The following is an 11,993-nucleotide window of genomic DNA, read 5'->3' as shown; positions in this document are numbered from 1 at the left end:
CTCCTACAGGTACAGCGCAGTACCTGTGGTAGGTACGCCGCTCTTGCTGCTGTTTCAGCATCCACTGCTGCCCCACTGCTGCTACAGCAGCAATCCAACCGGTACTGGCCCGGCAAATCCCCGCCCCACAGGCCCTGCGCCGCCATGGCACAGCCGTTGCACCACCCTCCCCATCCGCACAACCTCTCCCTTCAGGAGCCCCCATGACCACCGAATTTTTCTGGCGCCTGCCCTTGGGCACCGACGGCCCGCAGCTGTCCACCGACCGCCACAACCGCGGCAACCCCGTGCACCGCCCCGGCAGCATCGCCCCTGGCCGCCTGCCCGACGGCCAGGCCGATGGTTTCAGCTATATCGACTACATCGCCCAGGTGGCCAAGGCCGCTGAACTGGCTGGGTTCGAAGGCGCGTTGCTGCCTACCGGCCCGGAGCCGTGGATTGCCGCCGCCGCGCTGGCCCGCGAAACCCGGCGTATCCGCTTCCTGATCGCGTTCCAAGCCACCTGGACCCTGCCCGCCTATGCCGCCCAGCAGGCAGCCATCCTGCAGAACCTCAGCGGTGGCCGCCTGGACTGGAACATCATCACCGGCGGCAACCCGGCCAGCCAGCGGGCCAATGGCGACTTCCTGGAACATGACCTGCGCTACAAGCGCACCGGCGAATTCCTCGACGTGATCGAGGGCCTGTGGACCCAGGACCGGTTTTCCTACGAAGGCGATATCTACCGCCTGGAAAACGGCAGCCTGCCGCCGGGCCTGCAACACGAACGCAAACCGGGCGTGTACTTCTCCGGGTTTTCCGATGCGGCGCTGGACGTGGCTGCACGCCACGCCGATGTGTACCTGAACTGGGCCGAGCCTATCGACAAACTCAAGCCGCATATCGAGCGCGTGCGTGAACTGGCCGACAAACAGGGCCGAACGGTGCGTTTCGGCCTGCGTGTCGACCTGTTCGCCCGCGAAACCGAGGAGCAAGCCTGGCGCGAGCTGCGCCAGCAGTTCGAGCGCCTGGAAGGCAAGGCCAGCGCCAGTGCCAAGGGCTTCGTCACAGGCTCCGATTCTGTCGGCGGTGCACGCCAGGCGGCTTACCACCAAGGCTTGCAGGGTTTCGACGAACTGATCCTGGCGCGCAACCTGTGGGCCGGTTTCGCCAAGGCCAAGCCTGGCCCCACCGTGGGTTTGGTGGGCAGCCATCAGCACATCGCCGAACGCCTGGCTGAATACCGCGATGCCGGTTTCAGCACGTTCATCCTGGCCGCCAACCCGCACCTGGAAGAAGCCCTGCGCATCGGCCAGGAAGTGCTGCCGCTGGTGCAGCAAGCCGCCACCACCCCACCGTTGCAGGCCAGTGCCTGAACCCAACCGGAGCTGAACATGAGCCAACCCCTCGATACCTTGTGGTACACCCGTTGTCCGGTGCCTACCGGCCTGGGCATTGCCGTGCAGCAAGGCTGGCTGCAGCAAGACCTGGCCGGCCTCGGCACCCGGGTGCAATCCCTGCGCGAGGCTGACCAGCAGGCAGTGCGCGAATCGCACTTCGACCACAGCCTGCTCAATTCGGTACGCCACGGCGGCAGCATCCCGGCCATCTGGGCCCGCGCCCAAGGCCGCGACACCCGGGTGATCGGCCTGTCGTGGGCGGATGAGGCACAGTTGATACTGACCCGCCCAGACAGCGGCATCCACACCGTACAAGACCTCAAGGGCCGCCGCTTCGGCCTGCCCGACTGGGCTGCGGCGCAAATCGACTTCACCCGCGCGCAAGCCCTGCGCGGCCTGGAAAACGCCCTCAGGCTCGCAGGGTTGCAAGTGGGTGACGTGGAGCTCGTCAACTACCGCTACGACGGCACTTTCAGCGACCGCCCGGTGCGCAACGTGGCCGGCACGCCGGTGTCCAGCACCCAAAGTGAGGGCCGCAACCTGGAGCTGGCCGGCCTGCTGCGCGGCGAAGTCGACGCCATCTTCCTCAAGGGGGCCAGCGCCGTGCAACTGGCCCATGCCTTTGCCCTGCACACGGTGATCGACACCGGCAGCCATCCCGACCCACTGATCCGCAGCAACAATGGCACGCCACGCACCCTGGCCGTGGACAGTCACTTGCTGTCGCAGCACCCACAGGTAGTGCGCACCCTGCTCGGCTCGGTGCTGCGCGCCGAACGCTGGGCCCACCAACACCCCGATGAAACCCGCCGCTACCTGGCCCGGGAAACCAACAGCAGCGAGTACTGGGTGCAAGTGGCGTACGGCAGTGACGCCCACCTGCGCCTGAGCACCCGCCTGGAACAACAGGCCATCGACGCCTTGCAGGATTTTGTCGAGTTCCTCAAGCGCTGGCGCTTCATCCCGGCCCGCTTCGAGGTACGCGACTGGATCGCCCCGCAACCCCTGGAGCAGTTGCTGGCCCCCACCCCCATGGACAGGAAAACCACAGCCCCATGACCAAGCCCCTGGAAACCCTCTGGTACACCCACAGCCCGGTGCCCACCGGCCTCGGCATTGCCGTGCAGTCAGGGCGCCTGGCCGAGGCCTTTGCGCCGTACGGCACCAATATCCAGTCCCTGCGCGAGTCCAGCGAGCGCGAAGTGCGCGAGGCCCACTACGACCACCACCTGCAGAACTCGGTGCGCCACGGCGGCAACATCCCGGCGATCTGGGCCTATGCCAGCGGCGTGGAAACCCGTGTGCTCGGCCTGTCGTGGAGCGATGAGGTGCAGTTGATCCTCACCACCGAGGAAAGTGGCGTGCGCAGCATTCGCGACCTGAAGAACCGCCGCTTCGGCCTGCCCAAGTGGGCCAACGTGCAGATCGATTTCACCCGTGCCCAGGCCCTGCGCGGGCTGGAAAATGCGCTGAAGCTCGAAGGCCTGGCGGTGGCCGATGTGGAGCTGGTCGACTACCCCTACGGCGGCACCTACAGCGACGATGCCAAGCAACACCTGTATGGCGCCGAAGTTAGCCTGGACACCAGCCGCTTCAGCCGCCGCAACAACGAGCTGATCGGCCTGTTACGCGGCGACATCGACGCCATCTTCCTCAAGGGCGCCCACGCCGTGCACCTGGCCCACGAGTTCGGCCTGCGCGTGGTGGTCGACACCGGCAGCCACCCCGACCCGCTGATTCGCAGCAACAACGGCACGCCACGTACCTTGACCGTGGACCGCCACCTGCTGGAGCAGCACTTCGAAGCCAGCCGCACGCTGGTCGACACCGTGTTGCGCACCGAGCAATGGGCCTGGGCCAACCCCGAGGAAACCCGGCGCTTCCTGGCGCGTGAACTGAACACCAGCGAGTACTGGGTGGCGGCGGCCTATGGTGACGATGCGCACCGGCGCTTGCGCACCACCCTGGACAGCCGCTCGATCGAGGCGTTGCAGGACTTTACCGAGTTCCTGTTCCGCTGGGGGTTCATACCACGGCGTTTCGATGTGCGTGAGTGGATTGATTTTCGCGTGTTGGAAAGCGTAATCGGCTCTACTTCGCGCCTGGCGGTTTAAGCGGTTGGGGCTGCACCGCCTTCGGCTTTGCGCCCCTACGAAACACACCTCAACTATATGCTTTAACTGATACTCCTGTAGGAGCGGGCTTGCCCCGCGAACACCGGCGCAGCCGGTGCCATGCACCGCGTCGCCTGCTTCGCGGGGCAAGCCCGCTCCTACAGGGGGGATGCGGCGCATGCTCCTTGCGCGACAGCGCAGAACCTCCTACCAACATTTCCCGCTTTTTCAGCATTCCCACTGCTGCCCCAGCAGCACCCGCCCAGCACCCCACTGCTGCGCAATCTGCAACATGTGCCGAAAATCCCCATTAAATTCATACAATTCAACACGTTACAAACATGGCACAGTCCCTGCTCTAACCCTCCCCAACAACGCTTTACACACGGGGAGATTCACCATGCACCAGCTCAACCCACTCGCCCGGCAGGTCAGCCTCGCGCTGCTGCTCGCCGGCACCGGCAGCCAGGCCATCGCCGCCAACGAAGACACCAAGAACGAACCGGCCCTGGAAACCGTCACCGTCACCGCCCAGCACCGCGAACAGACCTTGCAGGAAGTGCCGGTAGCCGTATCGGCCATCAAAGGCACCAGCATCACCGCCGATGGTGTGCGCGCGATGGGCGACATCACCACCTTCGTACCCAACGCCTCGGCCAAGAACCCCGACGGCGACGGCCGCCCGCGCTGGTACATCCGCGGCCTGGGCACCGGCGATACTGGCGCGGCCACGGTGTACCCGGTGGGCATCTACGCCGACGATGTCTACCTCAACGCCCCCATCGCCGGTGGCGGGCCGCTGTTCGACCTGGAGCGCATCGAGATCCTGCGCGGGCCACAAGGCACCCTGTATGGCAAGAACACCACGGCCGGTGCCGTGAACGTGATTTCGAAAAAGCCCACCTTCGACACCGACGGTTACGGCACCGTCGGCTTCGGCAGCAAGAACGAGCGCATCGTCACCGGTGCCATCGGTGGCGCACTGGTGGACGAAAAACTGGCCGGGCGGGTGTCGCTGTATTCCGAAGAGCGTGACGGTTTCCAGAACAACGACTTCGACGGCCACACCTACGGCGACGTCAACAAGAAGGCCATCCGCCTGCAGTTCCTGGCCCAGCTCAACCCCAACCTGGACGCCTTGCTCAAGCTGCACAGCCGCCAGTTCAAGGGCGACGGCAGCAACGGCTCGCTGCCGGTGGGCCGCTACTACAACGTCGGCTATGTACGCCCAAATGGCCGCGACATCTCGCTGAACGTCAACGAAGACTACCGCCTGGACCACGACGGTGCCTCGCTGACCCTCAACGGATACCTGGGCGACTACACACTGACCTCGATCAGCGCCTACGACTACATCCGCAACCGCTCCACCAGCGACGCCGACTACACCCCCTATGAGGTCAACGGCGCGGCCATCACCGACAATAGCTACCGCCAGTGGTCGCAGGAGCTGCGCCTGGCCTCGCCGGAAGACCGCCCGCTGCACTGGCTGCTGGGTGCGCACTACTTCCACGAAGACCTCGACAGTTCGGCGCAGCGCATCGTTGCCCCCGGGCCAACCCCCAACGGCACCGGCTCCAACCAGGTCGGCACCACGGTGTTGCGCGACCTGGGCTACGACCACCGCACCGACAGCTACGCGCTGTTCGGCAACCTGACCTACGACTTCACCGATGACTTCAGCGTTACCGGCGGCCTGCGCTGGACCCAGGAGAAAAAGGACATCGACCTCAACCTGGTGCAGCTGACCCGCGCCACCGCCAACGGCCCGCTGATCTCGCTGGGTGGCGTGGGCACAAACGGCAACCGCCAGGAGGACAAGACCTGGGAAGCCTGGACCTACGACCTGACCCCCGAGTACCGCATCAATGACAACCTGCGGGTGTTCTTCCGTTATGCCCACGGCTTCCGTTCGGGCGGTTTCAACACCGGGCTGTCGACCAGCCTGGCGCAGTTGACCACGGTCGACCCGGAAAAACTCGATGCCTACGAAATCGGGCTGAAGTCGGAGTGGTTCGATCGCCGCCTGACCGTCAACGCCAACGTGTTCTACTACGACTATTCCGACATCCAGGTGAACCTGCTGACAGTGAACAACGGCGTGCTCACCACCGCGCTGACCAACGGCGCCAAGGGCAAGGTCAAGGGTGCTGAGCTGGAGATCGAAGGCCAGCCAACCGAACGCCTGCACCTGCGGGCAGCAGTGTCGTTCCTTGACACCGAATACACCGATTTCAAGAACACCAATCCCACCACCGGTGCGGTGACCGGCGACTACAGCGGCAACAGCTTCGTGCGCTCGCCGCGCAATGTGGTGTCGCTGGGTGCGGACTACACCATCCCGCTGGAAGTGGGCGGCAAGCTGGTGGCCGGCGGCGACGTGAGCTTCCGCGACAAGGAATACTTCCTCGCCGACCGCCAGAGCAGCGCCGACGAAACCCTCAGCCAGCCCCACTACACCCTGGCCAACGCGCGCCTGAGCTGGTTCAGCCACGACGACAAACTGAGCGTCACCGGCTTCGTCAACAACCTCACCGACCGCCGCTACCAGGTGCATGGCCGGCCCAACGGCACTGCCGGGCAGTACGTGATCACCTACGGCGACCCACGCACCGTCGGGCTCAGCGTTACCAGCCGGTTCTGATTGAAAACCATGGGGCCGCTGCGCTGCAGCCCCACAGCATCACGCGGTATAAAAGGATTGCTCAATGCCCCACTACACCCCCTTGGCCAGCGCCATTGCCCTGGCCATCGCCGGCCTCGCCGTGCCTGCTTTTGCCGCCGAACCCAGTGATCGCCTCGACACCGTGGTCGTGGTCGGCACCCACCGCAGCGACGTCACCGCCCTGCAAAGTGCCGCGCCCGTCGATGTGCTCAGTGGCGAGAAGCTGCAGGAAACTGGCGCCAGCGACCTGTCCGCCGCGCTCACCGCCCTGTCACCGTCGTTCAGCTTCCCGCAATCGCCCCAAGGCGCCTTTGCCGGCTCCATTGCCCAGGGCGCCTCGCTGCGCGGCCTGGCCTCCGATCAGGTGCTGGTGCTGGTCAACGGCAAGCGCCGCCACACCAGTGCCAACGTCACCCGCCAAGGCCTGGTAAACGCCCGGGGGGCGGCCGCGGTAGACCTCAGCCTGATCCCGCTGTCGGCCATCGAGCGGGTAGAAATCCTGCGTGACGGTGCCGCCGCCCAATATGGTTCGGACGCCATCGCCGGGGTGATCAACATCGTGCTCAAAGAGCGCGACGACGGCGGCAACGCCGGCTACCGTTTCGGCGGCTACAACAAAGGCGATGGCCTGCAACGCAAGCTCAGCGGCTGGAAAGGCTTTGCCCTGCCCAACGACGGCTTCCTGACCCTGGCCTTCGACGCCGGCAGCCAGGACCCGGCCAGCGACACCCGCGACGACAACCGCCTGTTCTATCCCGGCTCCACCAGCATCGGCAGCGCGCGCGAGCAAAACAACCGCTACCGCAACTGGCGCTGGGGCTCGGGCAATGTCTCAGACCAGTACAACTTCACCGCCAACGCCGAAATGGGCCTGGGCGAAGGCCTGAGCGCCTATGGTTTTGCCACCTATGCGCACAAGAACACGGATGCCGAGAACTTCTTCGACCCACCCACCACCCTGCGCAGCAACTACGGCAGCGTGGCCCTGGCACGCTATCCGGACGGCCGCCTGCCCGTTACCCGCTACGGCCTGGAAGACTTTGCCGTCACCGGTGGCCTGCGCTTCGAAGACCAGGCCCTGGGCAAATTCGACCTGGCCCTGAACTACGGCGACAACCGCGTCGACTCCACCGACCGTAACGCCATCAACCCCAGCTGGGGCACGGCCAGCCCATCGACGATCTACACCGGCCGGCGCGAAGCCGACCAGACCAACCTGACCCTGGACTGGACCCGCGACTTCGCCAATGACTGGCTGTTCAAGCCGTTGACCGTGTCTGCCGGGCTGGCCTGGCGCCAGGAAAACTACGACCTCAGCGAAGGCGATGCTGCCGGCTGGTCGAACGGGCCGCTGTTCAACACCCGCGACCCCATCACCGGCAGGCGCATACCCGGTTATTACTCGGGTATCACCCAAGTCGATGCCGTGTCGCTGGACAGGCGGGTGATTGGCGCCTACTTCGATGTCGAGGCCCAGCTCACCGAGAAATTCCAGGCTGGCGTGGCGGTACGCAGCGAGCATTATTCGGACTTTGGCGACACCACCAACGGCAAGCTGTCCGTGCGCTACGACTTCACGCCCGAAATTGCCGCGCGGGCCAGTGCCAGCACCGGCTACCGCGCACCGTCGCTGGTGCAGAGCGGGCTGTCGTCGTTCAGCGCGCAGGTGGTGGAGCAACCGCCTGGCAGCGGCAACTGGGTCGAGGTGCAGCAACGTACCCTGCGCGCCGACAGCCCGGAGGCGGCATTGCTGGGGGGCAAGGCATTGAAGCCTGAGGAGTCGACCAACTTCTCGGTGGGCCTGGTGTGGCGGCCACTGCCCAATGCCTCGGTCACCCTCGACACCTACCGCATCGACATCGACAACCGTATCACCCTGTCCGACCAGTTGCCGGCAGCGGTGGTCGGGCCGATTTTCGCCGGCACGCCCTACGCCAATATCCAGAGCGCAGCGTTCTACACCAACATCGCCGACACCCGCACCGACGGCTTCGAACTGGCCGGCCACTACCAGCTGGACCTGGCCGTTTGGGGGCGGCTGGACTTCAATGGCGGCTATGCGCGCAACAATACCCGCATCACCGGGCTGGACGACGTGGGCAGCATACCCGGCAACCAGATCATCGGCCGTAACACCCAAGGGCTGATCGAAGACGGTACCCCCAAGGACAAGCTGACCCTCAGCGCCAACTGGCTGTATGACGGCTGGAGCGTCACCGTGGCCCAACGCCGCTATGGCGAGTGGAAAAACAGAAACGCTGCCAACCCGGCGCTGGACCAGACCTTCAGCCCGCAGTGGGTGACCGACCTGGACGTGTCGTACCGCTTCGACCTGGGCCTGACCTTGTCGGCAGGGGCGATCAACCTGTTCGACAGCCACCCGGACAAGCTTGAGGGCGCGCAGTTGTATGGCGTGCCGAAGTATTCCATTACCAGCCCGGAGGGGGCGCAGGGAGCGTTCTACTACACCAGTGTGAGTTACGACTTCTGATCTGGAACCGGTGTTGGCGTCATCGCAAATATCGGATTTAACCAAGAGTCCTGTAGGAGCGGGCTTGACCCGCGAAGCAAGCGCCGCGGTGCATGGCACCGGCTGCGCCGGTGTTCGCGGGGCAAGCCCGCTCCTACAGCAGCTTGTGGGAGCGGGCTTGCCCGCGAAGACGCCAACACCAATGTTGCTGACTGGCTGTTGCCCCAGCAGCACACCACTGCTGCTCCAGCACCATACCTTTCCTCCAACCCCGCATTCTGAGGCCTGCGCCGCCTGGCACAGCTCTTGCGATACCTCTGAACCCACTGTTCGCCCCAAGGCCAGCCATGCGCGTGCTATCCCTTCTTTCCTGGTTCATTTCCCCCCTGGCACTGCTCGCCCTCTGGGCCGTGGTCGCCAATGCCGGGCTGTTCCCGAGCAACCTGCTGATTCCACCGCAGGAGGTGTGGCGCACCTTGACTGACCTGCTCGTCACTGGCGAATTGCAGGAACACCTTGCCGGCAGCCTGTCGCGGCTGGCCCTGGGCTTTACCGGCGGCGCACTGGCCGGCCTTGGCTTTGGCGCGGCGTTGGCCCTGTCGAAGACCGTGGACGCCTACTGCGCCCCGCTGTTCCATACCCTGCGCCAGGTGCCAAGCATCGCCCTGATCCCGATGTTCGTGCTGCTGTTCGGCGTGGACGAAACCTTCAAGGTCGTCATCGTCGCCAAAACCGCGTTCTTTCCGGTGGCACTGGCGACCTGCGAAGGCATACGCGCCATCCCGCGCAGCCATTTCGAAGTGGCGGCGGTGTACCGCCTGCGCTGGCCCACGCTGGTGGGCCGCATTGCCCTGCCCGCTGCAGTGCCGGCGATCGTCACCGGTACACGCGTGGCCCTGACCCGCGCCTGGGTGGTGCTGGTGGCCTGCGAGCTGCTGGCCGCCGACAGCGGCCTGGGGCAGATGATCGAGATGGGCCGGCAGATGCTGCGCATCGACGTGGTGATGGTCGGCGTGGTGCTGACCGGGTTGATCGGCTTTACCCTGGATTTCACCCTGCGCCGTGTGGAACGGCGCCTGTCGGCCTGGCAAAGCCGCTAAGGAGGCTGTGATGAAACTGCAGAATTTGCGTGGCCTGGTGTTGCCGCTGTTGCTGCTCGGCGCCTGGGAATACGCCTCTGGCCAGGGCCCAGCCGGCGCCTATGCCTTCGTGCCGCTGGCGCAGGTGGGCACGGCACTGGCCGAGTTGATGGCCAGCGCAGAACTGCTGGTCAACCTGTGGGCGAGCCTGGTGCGCACCTGCAGCGGCCTGGCCATCGGCATTGTCGCCGGCATTGGCCTGGGGGCGCTGATGGCCCTGTGCGTACCGGCCAACCGCCTGATCGCGCCACTGTTCCATGCCCTGCGCCAAGTGCCGATGCTGGGCTGGATCCCGCTGATTGCCTTGTGGCTGGATAACGGCGAAGGCGCCAAGTTGCTGATCGTCAGCCTGGCGGCGTTGTACCCGATGGTGCTGAACACCTTCGAGAGCCTGCGCCAGGTCGCCGGCCAGCACCGTGAAGCCGCACAGGTGCTGATGCTCAGCCGCTGGCAGCAACTGTGGCTGATCCTGCTGCCCGCCGCCCTGCCCGGCATTGCCGCCGGGGTGTTGCAGGCCCTGGCCTTCGCCTGGGTCACCTCGGTGGGCAGCGAACTGTTCCTGTCCACCGGGGCCGGCCTTGGCAGCCTGATGATGAACGCCGAGGCTGCCGCGCGCATGGAGATCATCGTGGTCTGTGTGCTGTGCATCGGCCTGTGTGGCTACCTGATGTCCTGGTTGTGCTCCCTGCTTACCCGCCGCCTGCTGCGCTGGCGCCCTACCCGTTGAAAGGCCCGAACATGAATGCCATCGCCCATGCTCTACCGACCAGCGCCAGCACTGGCGCCCTGACCATTCGCGGCCTGAGCAAGGCCTACCCGCTCAAGGGCAAGCCGGTGCCGGTGCTCGCGGGCATCGACCTGGACATCCGCCCTGGTGAGTTCGTCAGCATTCTCGGCGCCAGCGGTTGCGGCAAGTCGACGCTGCTGCGGTTGATCGTCGGCCTCGACCAGGACTACCAAGGGCAGATCTTGCTGGACCACCACCCCGTGCGCGGGCCGGGCCTGGAGCGCGGCATCGTGTTCCAGGACCATCGCCTGTTCCCGTGGATGACCCTGCAGCAGAACATTGCCCTGGCGTTGAAAAACCATGCGCTGGCCCCCGCCGAAAAGCACCGCCTGGTGGCCGAGCACATCGAATTGGTGGGCCTGGGCGGTTACGAGCAGGCCTACCCGCACCAGTTGTCCGGCGGCATGGCCCAGCGTGCGGCGATCGCCCGGGCGCTGGTCAACAAGCCCAAGGTGCTGTTGCTGGACGAGCCGCTGGGAGCACTGGATGCCCTGACGCGGGTGCGCTTGCAGCAGGAGCTGCAGCGTATCTGGGTTCAGGAGCGCTGCACGGTGATCATGGTGACCCACGATATCGAGGAAGCGCTGTACTTGGGCGACCGGGTGATTGTGCTGGACGCCCATCCTGGCCGTGTGCGTGAAGACTTGCGCATCGACCTGCCTCACCCGCGTGAGCGTCACAATGCCGTGTTGCATGAGTACAAACAACGGCTGCTGGATCAATTGGTTGGCCATTGATGCGCCATGAAGAACGGCCCATGCCGCGTGGAAGGCTCATGGTTGCCTACTCTGCAAGCCATGGTAACCGAGGGCGGCGCGGGCTTCCTTGAGGCGCTTTCCGCTGGCGATCTGCTCGCGGATCTGCGCTTCAACGTGTTCGATACGGCGTGCCGTTTCAGCCACTTCCTGGGCACGATCACGCGGAACGATGACGACACCATTGGCGTCAGCAACGACGATGTCGCGCGCACAAACCCGGGCATGGCCAATTGAAACGGGCTGGTTGACGGCCACGACTTCCACGCGGTCCTTGCCGGTACGCATGAAGCGGCCCTTGCTGAACAGCGGGTAGCCTTCGCCCAGTGCCTTGTTCACATCGCGGCAGACGCCATCGATGACGGTGCCCGCGATACCGCGCGCCAGGGCGTACTGGGTCATGATGTCGCCCCACACCGTGCAATCGGTACGGCCTTCGTTGGCGATGACCACTACGTCACCTGGTGCTACCTCATCAATGAAGTCGCCCACCGTGCCGGGCGGCGTGCTCGCACTGACGTACTGCACAGTGAAGGCTGGACCGACCACCACCTGGCTGTAGTTGGCCAGTGGTGCAATTCCGAAGGCCTGGCCTGGAAGGCCCAGTTTGTCCATCGCGTCGGACACGCCCGGGGTATCCAGGCCATCGAACAAGGCAACGAGATCTTTATCGCAAAGGCTCAT

The 11,993-nt window shown here is 65.1% G+C and carries 9 protein-coding genes; 8 read left to right on the top strand and 1 reads right to left on the bottom strand.

The annotated features are described in order from the left end of the window. The first annotated feature begins 203 nt into the window (after positions 1 to 203). The 8 genes from F3J44_RS18015 to F3J44_RS17980 all read left to right on the top strand — a co-directional run bounded on the left by F3J44_RS18015 (position 204) and on the right by F3J44_RS17980 (position 11,291). Entirely contained in the window at positions 204 to 1,355 is a 1,152-nt protein-coding gene (locus F3J44_RS18015; RefSeq protein WP_167274621.1) for an LLM class flavin-dependent oxidoreductase, read from the top strand. An 18-nt stretch (positions 1,356 to 1,373) separates the two neighbouring features. Then, positions 1,374 to 2,438 (top strand): ABC transporter substrate-binding protein, encoded by a 1,065-nt coding sequence (locus tag F3J44_RS18010; RefSeq protein WP_167274618.1) that lies wholly within the window; start codon positions 1,374 to 1,376, stop codon positions 2,436 to 2,438. Next, positions 2,435 to 3,493, top strand: a complete 1,059-nt coding sequence (locus F3J44_RS18005; protein WP_167274616.1) for an ABC transporter substrate-binding protein — start codon at positions 2,435 to 2,437, stop codon at positions 3,491 to 3,493. Before F3J44_RS18010 ends, F3J44_RS18005 begins: the two co-directional genes overlap by 4 nt. Before the next feature lie 400 nt (positions 3,494 to 3,893). Further along, on the top strand, positions 3,894 to 6,137 hold the full coding sequence (locus F3J44_RS18000) for a TonB-dependent receptor (protein WP_167274613.1): 2,244 nt from the start codon (positions 3,894 to 3,896) through the stop codon (positions 6,135 to 6,137). Between the two features lie 64 nt (positions 6,138 to 6,201). Next, positions 6,202 to 8,649 (top strand): TonB-dependent siderophore receptor, encoded by a 2,448-nt coding sequence (locus tag F3J44_RS17995; RefSeq protein WP_167274611.1) that lies wholly within the window; start codon positions 6,202 to 6,204, stop codon positions 8,647 to 8,649. 326 nt (positions 8,650 to 8,975) lie between these two features. Beyond that, positions 8,976 to 9,728 (top strand): ABC transporter permease, encoded by a 753-nt coding sequence (locus F3J44_RS17990; RefSeq protein WP_167274608.1) that lies wholly within the window; start codon positions 8,976 to 8,978, stop codon positions 9,726 to 9,728. A gap of 10 nt (positions 9,729 to 9,738) precedes the next feature. Next, positions 9,739 to 10,494, top strand: a complete 756-nt coding sequence (locus tag F3J44_RS17985) for an ABC transporter permease (RefSeq protein WP_167274606.1) — start codon at positions 9,739 to 9,741, stop codon at positions 10,492 to 10,494. 11 nt (positions 10,495 to 10,505) lie between these two features. After that, on the top strand, positions 10,506 to 11,291 hold the full coding sequence (locus F3J44_RS17980) for an ABC transporter ATP-binding protein (protein ID WP_167274603.1): 786 nt from the start codon (positions 10,506 to 10,508) through the stop codon (positions 11,289 to 11,291). A 36-nt stretch (positions 11,292 to 11,327) separates the two neighbouring features. Here F3J44_RS17980 and F3J44_RS17975 read toward each other — a convergent pair whose 3' ends face one another. Continuing rightward, positions 11,328 to 11,993 carry an RraA family protein gene (locus F3J44_RS17975; protein WP_167274600.1) on the bottom strand — a complete coding sequence of 222 codons (666 nt, stop codon included), beginning with the start codon at positions 11,991 to 11,993 and terminating at the stop codon, positions 11,328 to 11,330.

The sequence above is a fragment of the Pantoea sp. Tr-811 genome, from assembly GCF_011752535.1.
Lineage (GTDB): Bacteria > Pseudomonadota > Gammaproteobacteria > Pseudomonadales > Pseudomonadaceae > Aquipseudomonas.
The sequence above is the reverse complement of the archived record's forward strand: the minus strand, read 5'-3'. Positions and strand labels throughout refer to the sequence as shown.